Here is a 19,922-nt window from a genome sequence, read left to right as displayed (position 1 = left end):
GGTCTTGCTCATGGCGCGCACGTCACCTTCACCTGCGAGCCGACCGGCACCTCGCCTGTCGGCTCGATGGCGGTGACCCTGCACTTCTTCAGGTCGCCCGGCGACGTGCCCTGCGCGCTCTGCACCCGTGGCTCCAGGCCGTGGTCGATCAGGTCGATGCTGACCTCGTCGCCGGAACGACCGATGTAGTCGTCCTCGTTGATCCGCTTCGGCGAACTCCCCGGTATCCGGTCGGCGGAATCGGGCTTCGCCTGCCCGTTCGCCGGCGCGTTCGGGTTCACCGAAGTGGAGGTGATCGGCCGGCCACCCTGCCCGGTGCCTTCGTTCGACCCCGCGGTCATCTTCCACAGCACGACCACGCCGAGCACCAGGAGCACGGTCACCAGAAAAGCGACCATAACCCAGACGACGGTCCGGTTTCTCCCCGGTGGTGTCGGCATGGGGGTGAACGTTCCGGTCTGGTGCGGCGGGTGGGCGCCCGTGAGCACCGGTCCCGTCGGGTGGTGCGCGGACTGCTGCGGGATCGGCAACGGCTGGGACACCTGGGGCGGTGGCTGCACGACCTGCTGCGGGATCGGTGGCATGACGAATCCGGACGGTGTCGGCAACGGCTGGCCGACCCGCACGGCGCTGACCGCGGCGGCGAACTCCCCGCCCGTCCGGTAGCGCTGCCTCGGGTCCTTCACCAGCGTGGCCTCGATCAACGCCCGCGCGCCCGGAGGCACGTCGCGCGGCAACGGCGGCGCGATGTCGCGGATGTGCATCATCGCGACGGTCACGGCGTTGTCCGACAGGAACGGCCGGTGACCGGCCAGGCACTCGTAGCCACACACCGCCAACGAGTAGACATCGCTCGCCGGTTCGGCCTCACCGCCAAGAGCTTGCTCCGGGGCGATGTAGTGCGCCGTGCCCATCACCATGCCGGACCGCGTCACGGGGGCCGCGTCCACGGCCTTCGCGATGCCGAAGTCGGTGATCTTCACCTTCCCCGACGGCGTGACCATGATGTTGCCGGGCTTGACGTCCCGGTGCACCAGGCCGCGTTCGTGGGCGGCCTGCAACGCGTTCCCGGTCTGCTCCAGCAGGTCGAGCGTCACGTCGGCGGTCAGCCGGCCGCGGGAGATGATCGTCGCGAGCGGTTCGCCCTCGACGAGTTCCATCACCAGGTAGGCCGTGTCCTCCGGCCCGTCCGCGATGGACGCCGTCTCGCCGTAGTCGTGCACCGACGCGATACCGGGGTGGTTGAGCGACGCGGTCATGCGCGCCTCGGTGCGGAAGCGGTGCAGGAACTCGGGGTCCCCGGAGAGCTCCGCCTTGAGCACCTTCACGGCGACGCGGCGGTCGAGCCTGTCGTCCGCCGCCTCCCAGACCTCGCCCATGCCACCGACCGCTATCCGCCTGGTGAGGCGGTAGCGGTCGGCGAGAAGCTGGCCCTTGGTCAGCATCACTTGCCTGCCAGGTACGCGTTCATCACGGCGCGCCCGATCGGCGCGGCGACCTTGCCGCCGGTGGCGCCCAGACCGCGGTCGCCGCCGTCCTCCACGATGACCGCGATCGCGATCTCCGGCTTCTGCGCCGGGGCGAAGGCGATGTACCAGGCGTGCGGGTTGTTCTCCAACGGCTTGGCGCCGTGCTCCGCGGTACCGGTCTTGGACGCCACCTGCACGTTCTGCAGGCGGCCCTCGCCACCGGTGTTGATCTCCGACTGGATCATCATGTCCCGCAGGGCGTTGGCGTTCGCCGTGCTCATCGCGGTGTCGACCTGGTCGGGATCGGTCTCGTCGATCGGCTTCAGGTCCGGGCCGAGGACCTTCGACACGAGGTACGGCTGCATGCGCTTGCCGTTGTTCGCGATCGTCGCCGCGATCACCGCGTTCTCCAGCGGCGTGATCTGCACGTCGCGCTGGCCGATGCCGGTCTGCCAGAGCGCGGCCTCGTCCGGGATCGGGCCGAGCGTCGAGGTCTCGACGGCCAGCGGCACGGTGAGGTCGGGGTCGTTGAAGCCGAACTTCTCCGCCTGCCGGCGCAGCTTGTTCGCGCCGACCTGGCCCGCCATCTCGCCGAACGCCGTGTTGCACGACTTGGCGAGCGCGGTCTCCATCGACACCGTCTCACCGGGGCCGCAGGGGGTGCCGTTGAAGTTCGGCAGGTCCGTCTGCGTGTTCGGCAGCTTCACAGTGCCCTTGGCGGTGTACTGGGCGTCCTTGTTCTTGCCGTCCGCCAGCGCGGCCGCGGCGACGACGACCTTCAGCGTCGAGCCGGCCGGGTACAGCGCCTGCGTCGCGCGGTTGACCAGCGGGTCGTTCGCGTCCTTCGAGGTGAGCTGCTTCCAGGCCGCCGCCTGCTCGTTCACGTCGTGGCTCGCGAGCAGGTTCGGGTCGTAGGACGGCGTGCTCGCCATCGCGAGGATCTCGCCGGTGTCCGGCTTGATCGCGACGACGGAACCGGTGTAGCCCTTCGCCGTCAGCTGGTCGTACGCGGTCTGCTGCACCTTGGAGTTCAGGGTGAGCTGGACGTTGCCGCCGACCGGGTCGCGACCGGTGATCAGCGCGGAGATGCGACGGGCCAGCAGCCTGTCGTCCGAGCCGTTCAGCAGGTCGTTCTCGGCGCGCTCCATGCCGGAGGTGCCGTAGGTGACCGACAGGTACCCGGTGACGGGCGCGTAGGCCGGGCCCGCGTTGTAGGTGCGCAGGAACCGGAGGCGGTCGGTCGTCTCCTTGACGTCCGCGATCACCGTGCCGTCGGCGACGGTGATGAGACCGCGCTTGCGGGCGTACTCGTCGAGCAGCACCCGGCGGTTGTAGGCGTTCTTGCGCCACTCGTCGGCGTTGATCACCTGGACCCACGTGGCGTTGCCCAGCAGGAGCAGGATCATCACCATCATGGCCATGCCGACGCGGCGGAGCGGTGTGTTCATTTGGGACGCTCCACCATCACAGTGTGCTGGTCCGCGATGGCCGGTTGTTGCGGTTTCGGCTTCGCGACCCGCTGCGGGGCCCGTGCCGCCGCAGAAATTCGCAGTAGCAACGCGACCAGGATGTAGTTCGCGAGAAGCGACGAACCGCCGTAGGACAGGAACGGCGCGGTGATACCCGTCATCGGGATCAGCTTGGTGACACCGCCGACGACGATGAACACCTGGAAGCAGACCGCGAACGCGAGGCCGCCGCCCAGGAGCTTGCCGAAGCTGTCGCGCACGGCGATGGCGCTGCGCAGGCCGCGCAACGCGAAGATCATGTAGACCAGCAGCAGCGCCGCGAAGCCGACGAACCCGAGCTCCTCGCCGATCACGGCGGTGATGAAGTCGGTGTTGGCCTCGGGGATCATCTCCGGCCGGCCCGCGCCGAGCCCGGCACCACCGATACCGCCGGTCGCGAGCCCGAACAGCGACTGCGAGATCTGGTAGCCGCCACCGATGACGTCGTAGCGGGCGATCGGGTCCTGCCAGTTCGCCACGCGCTGCTGGACGTGCGTGAAGAGCTTCCACGCGACGACCGCGCCACCGGCGAACAGGCCGAGACCGAGCACCACCCACGCAGCGCGTTCGGTGGCGACGTAGAGCAGCACGAGCACGATGCCGAAGAACAGCAGCGAGGAACCGAGGTCCTTCTGCAGGACCATGACCGCGACCGTGACGCCCCAGGCCGCGAACAGCGGGCCCAGGTCGCGGGCGCGCGGCAGGTCCATGCCGAGAAACCGGCGGCCGGCCGTGGTGAAGAGGTCCCGCTTCGACACCAGGAACGCGGCGAAGAAGACCATCAGCAGGATCTTGGCGAACTCACCCGGCTGGATCGACAGCGGTCCGATGCGCAGCCAGATCTTCGCGCCGTTGATCGTCGGTGCGATGAAGCCGGGCAGCACACCGGGCAGCAGCAGCGCGACCAGTCCGACGAGGCCGAACGTGTAGCCGAACCGCGCGAGCATGCGGTGGTCGGTGAGGAACTTCAGCGTCGCCGCGAACAGCAACAACCCGATGGCGGTCCAGATGACCTGCTTGAACGCCACCGGGTCCCACACCGAGCCGTCCGGGAAGACGGTGCCCTCGAGCGCCAGGTCGATCCGGTGGATGACCACCAGGCCGAGCCCGTTGAGCAACGCGACGCACGGCAGGATCGCCGGGTCGGCGTACGGCGCCCACCTGCGCACGGCGAGGTGAGCGCACGCGAAGAGCCCGAGGTACGCGAGGCCCAGGTACAGGATCCTCATGCTCAGCGAGCGTTCCTGGTTCAGTTCGACCAGGATCAGTGCCAGCGTCACGAGACCGGCGGCGAACGACAGCATCACCAGTTCGGTGCCGCGTCGCGTCGGCGCCTTGAGCCCTGGCGACGTGTTGGTCGCCACCGACGCGCCTGGTGAGCCTTCCCCGGCGGGGGTGGGCGAGCCCATCAACTACGGACCCTCCCGGCATTCCACACCCGGCTTCTGCTGGGAGGGGGTGAGCGAAGGCTCGGTGGACGTGGACTCGGTCGACCCGTTGGGCGGCGGCGCCGTGCTGGACACGCTGCCTGGCGTGCTGCCGGGCGTGCTGCTCGTCGTGGACGGAGGCGTCGAGGGCGTCGTGCTGGTCGACGTCGACGACGTGTCCTTGCACAGCGGCAGCATGTGCTCGGTGCGCAGCAGGCGGACCGCGGCGCGCGCGCCGTCCAGGCCGTTGTCGCTGCGGATGCCGGCGGTGATCGTCTTGCGACCGGCTTCCTGCAGGTCCTTCAGCGTGATCGGGGTGCAGCCCGTGGATCCGGGCGGGCACGAGTCCTCGACCTTGGACGACAGCTTGAAGCCGAGCACGGAGCCGTTGAGACCGCGGAAGATCGCGACCTGGCCGTCCTCGGTGGCGCCGACGTAGTACTGGGTGTTGAGCCACAGCTTGCCGCCGACCGCGACGACACCGGCCAGCAGGAGCAGCACGAAGATGAGCGCGAACGCCTTGAGGGCGTTGCGCTTCTTGCGCTTCGGGTCCTGCGGGGGCGGCGGCGGGGCCTCCATCCGCTGCGGCATCGGCGGGCGCTGCTGCGTGAGCGCGCTCGCCCGTGACGCCGCGGAGTCCGGCGGGGTGTTGTGCTCCTCGCTGCCGTCACCGGCCGCGCCACCGACGATCGGGTAGTCGTCGCCGAAGGTGACGTCCTCGACGTCCGCCACGATCACCGTGACGTTGTCGGGACCGCCGCCCTTGAGCGCGAGCTCGATCATCCGGTCCGCGCAGGCCTGCGGGTCGGGGATGCGGATCGCCTCGTCGAGCGTCTCCAGGCTCACGACGCCGGACAGACCGTCCGAGCAGAGCAGGAACCGGTCGCCGGCGCGCGCCTCGCGCACCGTGAGGCTCGGCTCGAAGTCGTGCCCCGTGAGGGCGCGCAGCAGCAACGAGCGCTGCGGGTGCGTGGCCGCCTCGTCCGGGGTGATCCGGCCCTCGTCGATCAACGACTGGACGAACGTGTCGTCGTGCGTGATCTGGGCGAAGGACCCCTCCCTCAGGAGGTACGCGCGCGAGTCGCCGATGTGCACGAGTCCGAGGCGGTTGCCCGCGAACAGGATGGCCGTGAGCGTGGTGCCCATGCCCTCCAGGTCCGGGTCGCTCGTCACGAGCTCGGAGATGGCGCCGTTGCCACTCGCGACCGCGTCGCGCAGCTTGCCGAGGAGGTCGTCACCAGGCTCGTCGTCGTCGACGTGGGCCAGCGAGGCGATGACCACCTTGCTCGCGACCTCACCGGCGGCGTGGCCACCCATGCCGTCGGCGACTGCGAGCAGGCGGGGGCCCGCGTACACGGAGTCCTGGTTGTTGGAACGAACCAGGCCCCTGTCGCTGCGGGCCGCGTATCGAAGAACCAAGGTCATGAGCGCAGCTCGATCACCGTTTTGCCAATGCGGATCGGGGTGCCGAGAGGTACGCGCAGGGGTGCGGTGACCTTGGCTCGGTCTAGGTAGGTGCCGTTCGTGGAGCCGAGGTCCTCCACGTACCAGTCGGTACCGCGCATGGACAGCCTCGCGTGCCTGGTCGACGCGAAGTCGTCGTCCAGGACGAGGGTGGAGTCGTCAGCGCGGCCGATCAGGATCGGCCTGCCGTCGAGCGAGATGCGGGTGCCGGTCAGCGCCCCGTGGGTGACCACGAGTTGCCGAGGCGCCTTGCTTCCCCTCGCCGACTTCTCGGACCTCCGGAATCCGGGCAGACCTGACGCCCGGAGCCCTGAGGCTGCGTAGAGATCAGAGCGGACCACACGTAGGGCGGCCAGCACAAAGAGCCAGAGGAGCACGAGAAAGCCCGCTCTGGTCAGCTGCATCACCAGCTCTGGCACCGGTTGTAACCGCTCCTGCCTTGAGTTGCTTACCGACGCCCGTGTCGACCTCTAGCCCGCGGTGCGGAAGACCAGTGACGAGTGGCCGATGCGGACGACGTCGCCTTCCGCGAGCTGCCAAGTCTGCACTGGCGTGCCGTTCACCGTGGTGCCGTTGGTCGAACCGAGATCAGCGAGCATCGCATTCTGCCCGTCCCAGGAGATTTCCAGGTGGCGCCTGGAGACTCCCGTGTCCGGGAGGCGGAAGTCGGCTTCCTGCCCACGTCCTACGACGTTTCCACCCTGCTTCAGGTTGTACGTCCGGTTGGATCCGTCGTCGAGGTGCAGGGTCGCGTTGAGCTGGCGGTTGGCGCCCTGGGTGGCCGGCGGGGCGTATCCGCCCTGGTTGTAGCCCTGGTCGTAGCCGCCAGGCTGGCCGTAGCCCTGCTGCTGGCCGTAACCCTGGTCGTACCCGCCCTGCTGGCCGTAACCCTGGTCGTAGCCGCCGCCCTGCTGCTGGCCGTAGCCCTGGTCGTAGCCGCCGCCCTGCTGGCCGCCGCCGTAACCCTGGTCGTAGCCCTGCTGCTGGCCGCCGCCATAGCCCTGGTCGTAGCCCTGCTGGCCGTAGCCCTGCTGCTGGCCGTAACCCTGGTCGTAGCCGCCGCCCTGCTGGCCGCCGCCGTAACCCTGGTCGTAGCCCTGCTGGCCGTAGCCCTGCTGCTGGCCGTAGCCCTGGTCGTGCCCCTGCTGGCCATAACCCTGCGGCTGGCCGTAGCCCTGCTGCTGGTCATAGCCCTGCTGGTCGTAACCCTGCTGGCCGTAGCCGCCCTGACCATAAGGGTCCTGGCCGGGCTGGCCCTGTCCTTGTCCGTAGCCGGGTGGCTGGCTCATGGATCGGTCTCCTGCGGTGCGAGGTGGTGCTGACCGTCGGCTGGCCGCTTTCACGTCGGGGTCGACGGACGAGCTGGTTCGGAACTGTCCGGTGTGCAGCGCCTCGGAGCGCTCCAGGGAGACTACGACGTCACCATAGGTATCCCATCCGGACTCGGCCAGGTGCTCTCGCAGGCCCTCTGCGAGAAGCTGTGTGATGCGTAGTTCATCCTGCTCGTCGCCCGCAAGACGTTCGTGGTCCTGAGGTCCGAGGAGCACCTTGTAGTGGTTGGGGGCTAGCAGTCTGCCACCCGCGAGTTCGCGGATGTTGCTGTCACCCTCCCGTTGCAGTGCCTGTGCCACCTCTTGGGGCACGACGCTGCCGCCGAACACGCGCGCGAAGGTGTTGCCGACCAGACCTTCCAGCTTGCGCTCGAAGCGTTGCAGGCCCATGTCGACTCCTTCCGCGCGGACGGGCTCCTGTACCGATCGTATCCGGGTACGACCGGGCCTACAGGGGGCGATTAGGAACCTGGTTTGGACGCGTGCTAGTGTTTCCAACGTCTCCAGGGGCAAGTGGCGGAATGGCAGACGCGCACGGTTCAGGTCCGTGTGTCCGAAAGGACGTGGGGGTTCAACTCCCCCCTTGCCCATAGATAGACAGAGAGAACCCCTCTCGCGGAAATCGCGAGGGGGGTTCTTTCGTTGATCGGCAGTATCGGATTCCTTGATCCACCGGGTGATGTCTGTCACTCGTTCGGGGGGCACCATGTGGGCGATCGCGGCGGCCGCTTTCGGCGCGGACCTCGAACTCGTCGAGCTCCCGGAGCCCGTGCCGGGCCCAAATGAGATGAAGGTGCGGCTGCTCGCCGCGAGCGTGAACCCGTTCGACCGCAAAGTCGTGAACGGGATGCTCCGCGACTCCGCTCCGCATCAGTTCCCGTTGGTTCCCGGAACCGATGGTGCGGGAGTGGTGGAAGGGTCGGGGGAGAGGATTTTCGGAACGTTCTTCCGGCGTCCTGTCGGCGGCGGTACATACGCCGAGTACGTCACAGTTCCGGCCGGAAACCCGTTGGCTCCGTTGCCGGATGACATGGATCCCGCGTGGCCGCCGCATTGCCCACCGCGGGCATGACCGCTCTGCAGTTGGTCGAGTCGCTCGGCGACTCCCGGTCCGTTCTGGTCGTTGGTGCGTTCGGCGGCGTCGGGTCGTTCGCCGTTCAGATCGCCCGTGCGGCCGGGAAGCGTGTGATCCCGATCGGCCGCGGCGACTCTCTCGTGGAGGCCGACGCGCTGATCGACCTCGTGAGCACTGACCGTTCGTCGTTCGAGGCTCCGCCGATCCCGCGCAGAACTTCGGCTTGAAGGGCTCGCGAGAGGCGTTGGTGCGCCTCGCGTCGTTGGTGCAGGCCGGCGACCTGGAAGTGCCGATTTCGCGGCGTGTGCCGTTGCGCGACGCTGTTGATGTTTTCGCAGGTCACGGACCGGGTAAGACAGTGATCATCATGTAGGTGGTCGTTCTGGCGCGGTGAACGGTCGGCGGGCGGCGACCGGCGCCGGTGAGCGGCATTTCGCCGCCACGCCTGAAGGACCCACTTTGAGCAGGTCTTTTGGTGCGTCCATACGGATTAACGTCACCCAGACGGCAGCACCGTAGGACCGAACTCCCCTCGCCATTCCTCGACCGGTCACCGACCGGTCGGCGCCGTCGATCGCAGGGGGTCCTGTGACCTGGGGGCGGGCCGTGCGCTTCCTGCTAATTCTTATCCAGAGCACGAGTCGAAACGTGGCGGATCTCCCGCCGCGGGTGACGAGGAGGCACTGGCGTGAGCAGCACCCCAGCAAGGATCGCGGCACTCGACAGCTCGAACGGTCTGTCGACCACCCCGGTCCCGGTTCCGGAACTGCCCGCGTCCGTCGAGGAGTTGGCAGCCGCTGCGGCGATCCGCCTCGGCTGGCACGGTGTGGTTCTCCCCGAAATGGTCCTCATGGGCCGCAAGGTCGTCGTCGTGGCCGAACTGCTGGCCGACGCCCACGCCGAGCGCGTGTGCGTGGGTGCGGGCCCCGAGGCCGACAAGACCACCGTCTCCACCTGGGTGTGGCCGGAGATGGAAGGCCGCGTCCCGCCGGCCGCCGTCCGCATCGTCGGGGTCCTGGCCGTCGCCCGCCACTGGCGCACCGCCCTCGCCTCCGCGGTCCCCTTCGCCCGCTACGGCAACGCCGCGGTCGTCCTCCCCGAGTCGGTCGCCTTCTCGCACGACTACCTCGCGAACTGCCTGCCGCGCGTCCGCCGCTACGGCGTCTCCGTCCTGCTGGCCGACGACGAGAAGGACCTCTCCGTCGACGTGTCCGGCCGCCAGGAGAACGCGCCCGCCGAGGACACCGCCATCACCCGCTGGGTCAACGAGCTGGTCTACGAGCAGGTCCTCGCCACCGCCTCCTGATCCACGCGTCGTGCCGGCAGCGGTTCACTGATCTACGGTCGGACCATGCGAGTAGTCATAGCCGGTGGGCACGGGCAGATCGCGCTGCTCCTGGAGCAGCAGCTGGCCGCCCGTGGGGACACCGCCACCGCACTGGTCCGCAATCCCGATCATTTTGGTGACGTGCAGGAAGCCGGAGCCGTTCCGGTGTTGTGCGACCTGGAGTCCGCCGATCTGGACTCGGTCGCCTCGTATTTGAACGGCGCTGACGCGGCCGTGTTCGCCGCTGGTGCTGGTGCCGGATCGGGTGCCGCCCGCAAGGACACCGTGGACTACGGGGCCGCTGCGCTCTTCGCCTCCGCTGCCGTGGAGGCGGGGGTGCGGCGGTTCCTGCAGGTGTCGACGGTGGGGATCGAAGCCGCTGACTCCCCTGAGGTGGATCCTTCGTTCGCGGTTTATCTGAAGGCCAAGAAGTTGGCTGAGGAGGACCTGCGGGGGCGGGATCTGGAGTGGACGATCCTTCGGCCTGGGCCGTTGGTTGACGATCCTGCGACTGGGCTGGTGACCCTTGCTGCGCCTCGGTTGCCTCGGGCTTCGGTCACTCGGGCTGATGTCGCCGCTGTGTTGGCGGAGTTGGTGAGCGCTCGGAACACGATCGGGAAGACCTTGGAGCTCACCAATGGTGAGACTCCTGTGGCTGAGGCTGTTCGAGCGATTCTCTGACGGGTGCCGGCTGCCGGTCCGTGGTCTTGTCGCGTGCGGCCTGTTCCTGTTGCTCAGAGCGGCTGCGTGTTGCCTGGTGTGGTGCGGTGGCGGTGGGTCCCACCACCGGCACCTCTTGCTGAAGACGGCTCACCTCCGGCATCGCACCTGGTACGGCTCGCCTGCGGCATCGCGCCGATCAGGCGCCCAGCACGCGGTCCAGGTACGCGTTGCTGAACGTCCTGCCCGGGTCCACCTCGTCCCGCACCCGCAGGAAGTCGTCGAAGTGCGGGTACAGCGGGCGGAGCTCGGTCGCGGTGAGGTCGTGCATCTTGCCCCAGTGCGGGCGGCCGCCCACTGACGCCGCGATGCTCGCGTACGCGTCGAAGAACGCCTTGTACTGCATGCCCAGTGCCTGGTGCATCGAGATGTACGCGGTGTCGCGGCCGTTCGCCGTGGAGAGCCAGATGTCGTCGGCCTGGGCCACTCGCACCTCGCACGGGACGATCAGGTGGTCGCGCTCTCCCAGCTTGGCGGCGACGGCGCGGAGTTCGCCGATCACGTCCAGGAGGGTGTCGCGGGGGATGGAGAACTCCGTCTCCACGAAGCGGACTCGGCGTGGGGTCACGAAGACGTTGTGCGAGTAGTCCGAATAGGACCGTTCGGAGATCAGGGAGCCGCAGAGTTCGTTGAGGCGCTTGGTGTAGCGCGGGAAGCTGCGAGCGACCTTCGTGACGGCGCCGAATGCGGCGTTCTCCATCACCTCGTACTCCCACGTCTGGCGGAGTTTCGAGAGGGGCCTTGCCGGGTCGGTGATCCTGTTGTTGCGCTTGAGGATCACTCGGTCCGAGTGGGTGAACCAGTGGAACTCGACGTGGTCCTCGACCGCGCAGAGGTCGTCGAACTGTTCCAGGACGGCGTCGAGGCGGCCCGGGGATTCGGACGCCTGGAGGACGAACGACGGCACGCAGCGCAGGGTCAGGGTGCTGATGATGCCCAGGGCGCCGAGGCCCACTCGGGCCGCGTTGAAGAGGTCGGGGCGTTCCGTTCGGGAGCAGGTGACCACTGAGCCGTCGGCCAGGACCAGTTCGAGGGACTCGATCGCTGTGGCGAGGACGCCCAGCTTGGCGCCTGTGCCGTGGGTCGAGGTGGAGACCGCGCCGGCGACTGTTTGGGCGTCGATGTCGCCCAGGTTCGGCATGGCCAGGCCCAGGCGGTGGAGATCTGCGTTGAACTGCCGCAGGGGAGTGCCGGAGCGGACCGTCACCAGGCCGGTTTCGGTGTCGGCTCGGACGATTCCCGTCCAGCGGTCCAGGTCCAGGGCGGTTTCTGGCGCCACGGCGATGTCGTTGAACGAATGGCCGCTGCCTCGGGCCCTCACTCGGCCCGTGGAGAGGACGGCCGCGGCGATCTCGTCCGTGCTGGACGGGTGGACCACGCGCACGGGGGTGCAGGTGGCCGTTCTAGCCCAGTTCGTCCACACGCGAACCTCCACGAGAGAGTGTGACCTGCCAGTAACGTAAGTGAAAGCTCTTCACGTTTCAAGGGTTGAGGACGTACCGTCAGAGCATGCGCAGAACTCGACTCGACGCCGCGACGAAGGATCTGGATCCTCCGTTCGCGATCGTCGACCTGGACGCCTTCGACCACAACGCGGCGGACCTCGCCCGTCGCGCTGCCGGTCATCCCATCCGGGTCGCGAGCAAGTCGATCCGCGTGCGCGAGCTGGTGAGCCGGGCGCTCGAACGGTCCGGTTACGCCGGTGTCATGTGCTACTCGCTGGCCGAGGCGTTGTGGTTGTCGGAGCAGAACGTCAGCGAGGACCTGCTGGTCGCCTACCCGACCGCGGATCGGGCGTCGCTGCAGAAGCTCGCGGCCAACGAGACCGCGCGGCAGCGCGTCACGATCATGGTCGACTCGCTGGAGCACCTCGACTTCGTGGACGCGGCGATCGGGCCGCACGCCGACATCCGGGTGTGCCTCGAGCTCGACGTGTCGTGGCGGCCGCTGCCGGGGGTGCACATCGGTCCTCGTCGGTCGTCGATCCACACGGCCCAGCAGGCGAAAGCGCTTGCGGCCAAGATCGTGCAGCGCGGCGGGTTCAAGCTCGTCGGCGTGATGGCGTACGAGGGTCAGATCGCCGGGCTGGGGGACAACCCGCCTGGTCAGCCGTTCCGGGCGCTCGGGATCCGGTTCATCCAGCGCAGGTCCGGGCCCGAGCTGGTCGCGCGGCGGACGGCCGTGGTCAGCGCGGTCCGGCAGGTCGCCGAGCTGGAGTTCGTCAACGGTGGCGGGACCGGCAGCCTGGAGCTGACCGGGTCGGACCCGTCGGTGACCGAGCTCGCGGCGGGATCGGGGCTCTTCGGGCCGACGCTGTTCGACGCCTACCAGTCGTTCAAGCCGGAACCCGCCGCGCTGTTCGCGCTCTCGGTCGTGCGCAAGCCGACGAAGCGGGTCGCCACGCTCTTCGCCGGCGGCTACATCGCGTCCGGCACGCCCACGCCCGACCGCCAGCCGTCGCCGTACCTGCCGGAAGGGCTGAAGACGCTCGGGTTCGAGGGCGCGGGCGAGGTGCAGACGCCGGTCACCGGCAAGGCCGCGGAACAGCTCGGGATCGGCGACCGCGTCTGGATGCGGCACGCCAAGGCCGGTGAGCTGTTCGAGCGGTTCGACGAGGTGCACCTGGTGCGCGGTGACAGCATCGAGCGCACCGTGCCCACGTACCGCGGCGAGCGCCGCAACTTCGGCTAGGCCGGCAGGCGCGACGACAGGTAGCCCCTGACCAGCGCCTTCGCCTCGACGAGGATCGCCTGGTCGCCGTTCGGGTTGTTGCGGAACGCCATCTTCAGCACGGCGTCGGCCGCCTCGACGGCGATGGCGATCGGCAGGCCGACCTCGCCGAACGGGATGGCGAACTTGCCCGAGATCAGCTCCGAGATCTTGTCGGAGATGACGGCGTTGTTGTCGCGGCGGTCGTCGAGCAGGCGCATGTCCACGACGTCGCCGAAGTGCAGCTTCCCGAACGCGGGGATCTCGCGGTGCATCGTCACGTAGACGTCGAACACCGTGTCCACGGCGTCCCACCAGTGCTCGAGCGTCGCCTGCTCGAGCCGTTCGGTGATGCCCTGGGAGAACTTGTCGACGTTGCGCAGCGTCAGCGCCTGCACGACGGCTCTCTTGTCGGGGAAGAACTGGTAGAGCGAGCCGACCGCGACGCCCGCCCTCTCCGCGATCAGCGTCGTGGTGACGCCGTCGTAGCCCACCTCGTCGATGAGAGTCGCGCACGCCTCGAGCATGCGCTCGACTCTCTTGGCGCTGCGCTGCTGGACGGGCTGACGGCGAAGCGGGGTGGTGCTCGTCACGGCGACTCCCAGTGGTTCGGGTACTTCCATCTTGCCCGTTGCACGGCTCTTTCACTTCCCTGAACCTGTCAACACGCCTACGATCCGAACAAGTTTCACATTTGGAGGATCGATGAGCGACTTCCTCTGGGGAGTGTCGACGTCCGCGTTCCAGATCGAGGGCGCGTTCGATGCCGGCGGCCGGGGTCCCTCGGTGTGGGACGAGTTCACTCCGGTACACGAGAACCAGAACGCTTCCGTTGCGTGCGACCACTACCACCGGTGGCGTGAGGACGTTGCGCTCATGACGCAGCTCGGCGTGAACGCGTACCGGTTCTCGGTCGCGTGGCCGCGCATCCAGCCGTCCGGCAAGGGACCTGTCAACGCCGAGGGCCTCGACTTCTACGACCGCCTGGTCGACGCGCTTGCCGACGCCGGAATCGCCCCCGTGGTGACGTTGTACCACTGGGACACGCCCCTGGCCCTGGAAGCTGAGGGCGGGTGGCTGAACCGCGACATCGCCGACAGGTTCGCCGACTACGCGGCACTGGTCGCGGAGCGCCTGGCCGACCGCGTGAAGTTGTGGATCCCGATCAACGAACCCGCGATGGTGACGTTGCAGGGCTACGCGATCGGTGAGCACGCCCCTGGCAAGACGTTGCTCTTCGACGCGTTGCCCACCGCCCACCACCTGAACCTGGCTCACGGCCGTGCGGTCGAAGTGCTCCGTTCGTCCGGCGCGCAAGCGGTTGGCACGGCGAACAACCACACCCCCGCGTGGCCTGCTGGGCCGAATGACGTAGCAGCCGCCGAGGCGTACGGCGAAATCCACAACTGGATCTACGCGGACCCCGTGTTGTCGGGCCGATATCCCGACGCAGTCGCCGAGCGTTTGCCTATCGCCGATGGTGACCTGGCCACGATCCACCAGCCGCTCGACTTCTACGGCGTCAACTACTACAACCCGACGCGGCTCAGGGCGCCGTCCGAGGGCAACCCCCTGCCGTTCGAACTGGTGGAGATCGACGAGTACGAGCGCACGGGGTTCGGCTGGCCGATCGTGCCGGCCGGACTGACCGAGGTGATCAACGCGCTGCGCGAACGCCATCCGGACCTGCCGCCGGTCCACGTCACCGAGAGCGGATGCAGCTTCCCGGCAGGCCTTCAGGACGCCGAGCGGATCTCCTACCTCGACGGACACCTCAAGGCGGCCCGGGCGGCGGGCGTCTCCGGGTACTTCGTGTGGTCGCTGCTCGACAACTTCGAGTGGGAGGCCGGGTACTCGCAGCGGTTCGGCCTGGTCGAGGTCGACTACGACACGCAGGTCCGCACGCCCCGCGACTCCTTCCACTGGTACCGCGGGGTGATCAGAGGTGAGTGAGGCGCTCGCCGAACCGGTCGTCCCGGTCCGCAGGGGCTGGATGGCCTGGCTCTTCGCCGCGAACCTCGGGCTGTGGCTCGCGATCTACGCGCCCATCCAGGTGCTGTTGCCGCAGCAGGCCGAACTGCTCGACAAGGCCGACAAGGAACTGGTGTTCGGCATCGTCACCGGCGTTGGCGCGCTGGTGTCGTTGCTGGTCGTGCCGCTCATCGGGTTCCTCAGCGACCGCACGACCTCGCGGTTCGGCCGTCGCCACCCGTGGACGCTGGCCGGCGCGGTTGTCGGCGCCGTCGGCCTGGCCGTTCTCGCCAACGCGCCGTCGGTGCTGGTCATGACCATCGGCTGGAGCCTGGTGCAGGCGGGGATCGGCGGCATGCTCGCCGCGCTCACCTCCGCGGTGCCGGACCGCGTGCCCGTCGTGCAACGGGCGCAGGTTGGCGGGCTCATCGGCATCAGCCAGATGCTCGGCACGGTGCTGGGCGCGGTCGTGGTGACGTTGCTGGTCAGCGGACTGACCAACGGCTACCTGGCGTGCGCGGTCATCGTGCTGGTGGGGGCCCTTCTGTTCGTGTGGCGAACGCCGGACACGCAGCTCATCGCGAAGCCGGTGAAGCCGACGTTCTGGATCTCCCCGAGCGAGCACCCGGACTTCGCCTGGGCCTGGCTCGGCCACCTGATGATCAACCTCGGCAACGCGTTCGGGACGCTCTACCTCCTCTACTTCCTCGGCGACGTCGTCCACCACCCGTCGCCGGAGGACGGTCTCCTGGTGCTGATGGCGCTCTACGGGGTGGCGCTCGCCGCAGGAGCGGTGCTGTTCGGCGCACGAAGTGATCGTTCTGGCCGCCGGAAGCCGTACGTGTACCTCGCGTCGGTCGTCATGGCCCTCGCGGCGCTGTTGCTGGTCGTCTGGCCCACCTGGACCAGTGCGCTCGTCGCCGCGCCGTTGCTCGGCGTCGGCTTCGGCACGTACTGGGCCGTGGCGATCGCGCTGCTGACGCAGGTGCTGCCGGCTGCGTCCGACCGGGCCAAGGACCTGGGTGTCCTCAATGTTGCGAACGCGTTACCGCAGGTCATCGCTCCCTTGCTGACAGCGTTGATCTTGGCGAACCTGGGTGGCTACCGCGGTCTGTTCGCGGTGTCGGCGTTGGCGACGACGCTGGCGGCGGTGTTGATGAGTCGAGTGCGATCGGTGGTCTGATGCGGGTCGAGGGCAAGAACGTTCTGGTCACGGGTGCGTCCCAGGGCATCGGCGCGGAGGCGGCCTTCCGGTTCGCCGCGCACGGCGCTCATGTCCACCTTGTGGCCCGGAGCGCCGAACTGCTCGATCAACAGGTCAAGCGGATCCTGGAGTTCGGCGGCTCGGCGACCGCCCACCCGGCCGATCTGGCCGACGCCGCGCAGATCCGCGCACTCGCCGAGGAGGTCCCGGCACCGGACGTCCTGGTCAACAACGCGGGTGTCGGGCGCTGGCTCTTCCTCGACGACACCGAGCCGGACGAGCTGGTCGCGATGACCGCGGTGCCGTACCTGGCGGCGTTGCTGCTGACCAGGGAGTACCTCGGCGCCATGCGGGCGCGCGGGTCCGGCTGGATCGTCAACGTGAACTCACCGGTGTCGCGCCTGCCGATCCCCGGCTGCGTCGGTTACCAGTCGTCGCGCTGGGCGTTGCGCGGCCTGACCGCGTCCCTGCGCCTCGACCTGCGGGGAACCGGCGTCGGGGTCAGCGAGGTGGTGCCGGGCAAGGTGAGCAGCGAGTACTTCGTCAACAACCCCGGCGCGGAGGAGCGGATCCCGGCGATCGCCCGGCTGATGATCCCGACGGTCACGCCGGCGAGGTGCGCGAAGGCGATCGTGGATGCCGTGGAAAAGGAACGCGCCGAGCACCTGTTCCCGTGGCAGCTCAGGGCGTTCGAGATCTCGGGGCGGCTGTTCCCCGGCCTGACGAGCTACCTGGCGTGGAGGACGGGCACGCACCGCTGAGCATGGAAACGGCCCCCTACCTGCGCGGGAGGTGCAGGCGGGGGGCCGATGTTGGTGACCGCGGACCGGCGACGGTCGGGGAGGGTGGGTGCACGCCACCGGCCCGCGGGAATCCGTGGAGTTGTGAAGCTGACCGGGGCTCGCGATGTCGCGGTCGGGGGTTCGCACATCGCGAGCCACCGGTCAGTAGGCGGTTTGCAGACCTGGTCGTGTCGGGGGGACGCCAGGTCGGTCGCAAACGCCCGTTAGTGGGCTCGAGCCACCGCGCGGCGGGACCGGGTGACAGGAGGGGTCACCGGGGCCTCGCGCAGGTGGCGAGCCGGGCGCGGGGCGAGTCCGCCCGCGACCAGGTGTTCGTACGCGGCGCGCCACACCGAGCAAGGTGACTTCTGCTGGCGCCAGCGGCCGGAGCACTCAGGGCAGTTGCCCTTCTCGTCCGGCTCGTGCGCTGCCAGCAGAGCACGCCATCCCTCGGTCAGCCGAGGGAGCTCGGATCGAGCCACCGACAGGAGGGACGGGGCGTCAGCGCGGCTCGCCAGCTCCGTGAGCAGGTCGAGGCGTTCCCACACAGCGTTGCGAAGAACCTGTCCGAGGATCGCGTCCATCGAAACGTCACCGTCACCTTTCCGCCTGGTCGGCGGCTTCGCGTAGCGCAGCCCTGAGCTGTACGAGCTGGTCGTGGGACAAGACTGCCGTCTCACCGGGAGGTCCCACCAGAACCACTTGGCCCTGAACGACCTTCACGGTGAGCTGGCGGTCCCGGTCGACCACGTCGCCGCAGCTGATCTGCCACGTCCGACGCTGCCCGGTCGTGCCGCGCCATGTGGGGTCGGGGTCACCCGTCTCCACAATGGAGGTGGAGTACGAGGAGGAGCTGTCCATCTGATTGGTCATTCCTCTCCGTGCTCACTCGCTTACCGGAGTCCAGATTGCGATGATTCATGCCGGAACGGGACGTCACAGCGCCCACCGGTAAAAGTCTTACGGTGAGCGGTAAGCGGTGTTCGGTAGGGCCGATCAGCTCCGCCGAAGAGGACTTCTCGGGCTCGGGGACCTGCCCCTAGTCTGCCGATGACGCCCAACGGACTGTGAGGGTGCGCGATGAACACCATGAGTTCCCAGGGCTCTCCGATCCCCACCGAGGTGTGGGACCACCAGGAGATGCGGGACGCACTGGCCCGACGAGAGATCAGCTCGGTCTACCGGCTGCTCCGAAGGCACGGCGTGTCCCAGCGCCAGATCGCGGCGCTCACTGGGCAGTCGCAGTCCGAGGTCTCGGAGATCCTCAAGGGACGCCAGGTGATGGCATATGACGTCCTGACCAGGATCGCCGTCGGCCTGGGTGTCCCACGTGGATACATGGGTCTCGCCTATGACGAGACAACGGCAGTACGGGTGGCCGCAGCCGCGGACTCACCCCATCCTGAGGAGGAAGAGTCGGTGAAGCGTCGGAAGTTCCTCGCGCACGCCGCCGCCGTGACAGTCGGCGCGGCCGTGTTCGGAGCGGACTCCGGGTCGTGGGTTTCACACCCCACACAGACTCCGGCTCCGGGACGCATCGGCATGACCGATGTGCGCCAGGTCGAAGCGGCGACTCGTGCGTTGCGGGCCCTCGACTACCAGTACGGCGGCGGTTCCTGCCGCGACGCGGTCGTCGCGCAGCTGTCCTGGGGACAGCAGATGCTCGGCGCGAGCTCCACGGACATCGTCCGCCAGCGGCTGTTCGTCGCACTGGCCGACCTGCACAACCTCGCCGGCTGGACGTCGTTCGACACCGGCCTGATGGACTCGGCCCGCAACCACTTCGGTCAGGCGCTCGACCTCGCCAAGCAGGGCGACAACGAGGCCCTGATGGCGAACATCCTGTACCGCATGGGGCGCGTCTACCTGCACCAGAACGCCCCCGACGACGCGCTGAAGGTGTTCCAGCTGGGCCAGTTGGCCGCGCAGAACTCCGGTTCCGAACTGGCCGTCGGCATCCTGTGCGCGAACGAGGCCTGGGCCTACGCGAAGATGGGCTCCGACGAGCAGGCGCTCAAGCTGCTCGGCCGCGCCCGTGACGAGTTCTCCCGCTCCAACGTCGCCGAAGCGCCGGCGTGGGCGCGGTTCTTCAACGAGATCGACCTCTCGTCCATGATCGGCACGGTGCACACCGAACTGGCGCAGTCGGTGGACCCCAAGTACGCGCGGACCGCGATCCCGTACCTCTCCAAGGCGATCAACAGCTTCGGCGACGACATGGCGCGCAGCAAGTCGTTCAACCTCACCTCCATGTCGATCAACCACCTGATCCAGGGCGACATCGACCACGGCGCCAAGGTCGGTGGCCAGGCCGTCGACCTGTCCGAGGGCTTGAAGTCGGTGCGCACCAAGCAGCGCATGGAGCCGCTGCAGAAGGAAGCCGAGAAGCGCCGCAACAACCCCGAGGCCCGCGAGCTCGCCGACCGCGTCGCGCGCTTCACGGGAGCCGACAGCGCCGCCTGATACGGAACTCGTTTGGGTCCTATAGCACCACTTTCGGATGGCGTGGGACACGAAGAGGTAACGCCAGGACCTTCGCACACGAATGCAGCATCGACGGGCGTGCAATCCACGCCTAAGGTGCGGCAGGTCGGGGCGGAGGACGAGGTGCGCGTGAGCCTTACTCGGAGGTGGCGTTCCAAGCGGGCGCTGCGGTCCGCGCAGTTGCTCGACGAGGTGGTGGACACCCAGCTGCCACTGCTCGCGGGCTTCGACGAGGAACGCCGGCGGAGGTCCGCCGACTACCTCGCCGAACTGGTGGCGCTGGCCCAGGACTACCGCTACTACGCCAACGGCTGGATCGACAGCCGCGAGCTGGACCGCCGCGGACAGCGGACGATGAACCGGCTGGCGCGGATGCGCGAAGAATCTTCGGCTCGACTGATCACCGATTAGTCCGTTCGTGGGCAGCTCGTCGCGCCGATCGGACCACTCA

Annotated in this window: 20 protein-coding genes and 1 tRNA gene; 11 read left to right on the top strand and 10 right to left on the bottom strand. The window is 68.4% G+C overall.

The features are described from left to right. Window positions 1-8: 8 nt before the first annotated feature. From ND450_RS32430 to ND450_RS32405, 6 genes are read right to left on the bottom strand one after another with little or no spacing between them, the layout of a single operon-like run. Entirely contained in the window at window positions 9-1,445 is a 1,437-nt protein-coding gene (locus ND450_RS32430; RefSeq protein ID WP_253322174.1) for a serine/threonine-protein kinase, read from the bottom strand. Next, on the bottom strand, window positions 1,445-2,917 hold the full coding sequence (locus tag ND450_RS32425; protein WP_253322173.1) for a penicillin-binding protein 2: 1,473 nt from the start codon (window positions 2,915-2,917) through the stop codon (window positions 1,445-1,447). The genes ND450_RS32430 and ND450_RS32425 overlap by 1 nt, the downstream gene beginning before the upstream one ends. After that, the gene (locus tag ND450_RS32420; protein ID WP_253322172.1) at window positions 2,914-4,386 is read right to left on the bottom strand and encodes an FtsW/RodA/SpoVE family cell cycle protein; all 1,473 of its coding nucleotides are present in this window, start codon (window positions 4,384-4,386) and stop codon (window positions 2,914-2,916) included. The genes ND450_RS32425 and ND450_RS32420 overlap by 4 nt, the downstream gene beginning before the upstream one ends. Before the next feature lie 3 nt (window positions 4,387-4,389). Further along, window positions 4,390-5,829, bottom strand: a complete 1,440-nt coding sequence (locus tag ND450_RS32415; RefSeq protein WP_253322171.1) for a PP2C family serine/threonine-protein phosphatase — start codon at window positions 5,827-5,829, stop codon at window positions 4,390-4,392. Beyond that, window positions 5,826-6,287 (bottom strand): FHA domain-containing protein, encoded by a 462-nt coding sequence (locus ND450_RS32410; protein WP_030465595.1) that lies wholly within the window; start codon window positions 6,285-6,287, stop codon window positions 5,826-5,828. Before ND450_RS32410 ends, ND450_RS32415 begins: the two co-directional genes overlap by 4 nt. 51 nt (window positions 6,288-6,338) lie before the next feature. Beyond that, on the bottom strand, window positions 6,339-7,589 hold the full coding sequence (locus tag ND450_RS32405) for a DUF3662 and FHA domain-containing protein (protein ID WP_253322170.1): 1,251 nt from the start codon (window positions 7,587-7,589) through the stop codon (window positions 6,339-6,341). Window positions 7,590-7,706: 117 nt separating this feature from the next. Here ND450_RS32405 and ND450_RS32400 point away from each other — a divergent pair. From ND450_RS32400 to ND450_RS32380, 5 genes are all read left to right on the top strand, one after another. Continuing rightward, a tRNA-Leu gene (locus ND450_RS32400) sits at window positions 7,707-7,789 on the top strand. A gap of 116 nt (window positions 7,790-7,905) precedes the next feature. Beyond that, complete coding sequence (locus tag ND450_RS32395; RefSeq protein ID WP_253322169.1) at window positions 7,906-8,271, top strand: alcohol dehydrogenase catalytic domain-containing protein; 366 nt, start codon at window positions 7,906-7,908, stop codon at window positions 8,269-8,271. After that, complete coding sequence (locus ND450_RS32390; protein ID WP_253322168.1) at window positions 8,241-8,501, top strand: hypothetical protein; 261 nt, start codon at window positions 8,241-8,243, stop codon at window positions 8,499-8,501. Before ND450_RS32395 ends, ND450_RS32390 begins: the two co-directional genes overlap by 31 nt. A gap of 461 nt (window positions 8,502-8,962) precedes the next feature. Continuing rightward, window positions 8,963-9,580: a hypothetical protein gene (locus ND450_RS32385; protein WP_089928501.1), complete on the top strand. Its 618-nt coding sequence runs from the start codon at window positions 8,963-8,965 to the stop codon at window positions 9,578-9,580. 45 nt (window positions 9,581-9,625) lie between these two features. After that, window positions 9,626-10,282, top strand: a complete 657-nt coding sequence (locus ND450_RS32380) for an NAD(P)H-binding protein (protein WP_253322167.1) — start codon at window positions 9,626-9,628, stop codon at window positions 10,280-10,282. 178 nt (window positions 10,283-10,460) lie between these two features. Here the strand turns inward: ND450_RS32380 and ND450_RS32375 are convergent, their stop codons facing one another. Continuing rightward, the gene (locus tag ND450_RS32375; RefSeq protein WP_253322166.1) at window positions 10,461-11,744 is read right to left on the bottom strand and encodes a D-arabinono-1,4-lactone oxidase; all 1,284 of its coding nucleotides are present in this window, start codon (window positions 11,742-11,744) and stop codon (window positions 10,461-10,463) included. Window positions 11,745-11,830: 86 nt separating this feature from the next. Here ND450_RS32375 and ND450_RS32370 point away from each other — a divergent pair, with 86 nt between their 5' ends. Beyond that, window positions 11,831-13,012, top strand: coding sequence for an amino acid deaminase/aldolase (locus ND450_RS32370; protein WP_253322165.1), 1,182 nt, complete (start codon window positions 11,831-11,833; stop codon window positions 13,010-13,012). Here ND450_RS32370 and ND450_RS32365 read toward each other — a convergent pair. Further along, the gene (locus ND450_RS32365) at window positions 13,009-13,653 is read right to left on the bottom strand and encodes a TetR/AcrR family transcriptional regulator (protein ID WP_089907494.1); all 645 of its coding nucleotides are present in this window, start codon (window positions 13,651-13,653) and stop codon (window positions 13,009-13,011) included. The genes ND450_RS32370 and ND450_RS32365 overlap by 4 nt on opposite strands. Before the next feature lie 82 nt (window positions 13,654-13,735). Between ND450_RS32365 and ND450_RS32360 the strand changes: the two genes are divergently transcribed. The 3 genes from ND450_RS32360 to ND450_RS32350 are packed head-to-tail and all read left to right on the top strand — an operon-like array spanning window position 13,736 to window position 16,966. After that, window positions 13,736-14,983, top strand: coding sequence for a GH1 family beta-glucosidase (locus tag ND450_RS32360; protein WP_253322164.1), 1,248 nt, complete (start codon window positions 13,736-13,738; stop codon window positions 14,981-14,983). Window positions 14,984-15,023: 40 nt separating this feature from the next. Next, window positions 15,024-16,184, top strand: a complete 1,161-nt coding sequence (locus tag ND450_RS32355) for an MFS transporter (protein ID WP_253328061.1) — start codon at window positions 15,024-15,026, stop codon at window positions 16,182-16,184. Then, complete coding sequence (locus tag ND450_RS32350; protein ID WP_253322163.1) at window positions 16,184-16,966, top strand: SDR family oxidoreductase; 783 nt, start codon at window positions 16,184-16,186, stop codon at window positions 16,964-16,966. The genes ND450_RS32355 and ND450_RS32350 overlap by 1 nt, the downstream gene beginning before the upstream one ends. Window positions 16,967-17,211: 245 nt before the next feature. On the opposite strand, the gene ND450_RS32345 is transcribed toward ND450_RS32350, so the two are convergent. After that, a complete protein-coding gene (locus ND450_RS32345; protein ID WP_030480258.1) occupies window positions 17,212-17,571 on the bottom strand; it encodes a hypothetical protein in 360 nt (119 codons plus the stop codon). Window positions 17,572-17,584: 13 nt separating this feature from the next. After that, entirely contained in the window at window positions 17,585-17,860 is a 276-nt protein-coding gene (locus tag ND450_RS32340) for a hypothetical protein (RefSeq protein WP_245785796.1), read from the bottom strand. 207 nt (window positions 17,861-18,067) lie between these two features. Between ND450_RS32340 and ND450_RS32335 the strand changes: the two genes are divergently transcribed. Together ND450_RS32335 and ND450_RS32330 are read left to right on the top strand one after the other, a co-directional pair. Then, window positions 18,068-19,450 carry a helix-turn-helix domain-containing protein gene (locus ND450_RS32335; protein ID WP_089907501.1) on the top strand — a complete coding sequence of 461 codons (1,383 nt, stop codon included), beginning with the start codon at window positions 18,068-18,070 and terminating at the stop codon, window positions 19,448-19,450. 99 nt (window positions 19,451-19,549) lie between these two features. Then, on the top strand, window positions 19,550-19,882 hold the full coding sequence (locus tag ND450_RS32330) for a hypothetical protein (protein ID WP_245785797.1): 333 nt from the start codon (window positions 19,550-19,552) through the stop codon (window positions 19,880-19,882). Window positions 19,883-19,922 lie beyond the last annotated feature (40 nt).

This window comes from Lentzea sp. HUAS12 (assembly GCF_024125735.1).
Lineage (GTDB): Bacteria > Actinomycetota > Actinomycetes > Mycobacteriales > Pseudonocardiaceae > Lentzea > Lentzea albida.
This window is presented reverse-complemented; position numbering and strand designations above follow the sequence as displayed.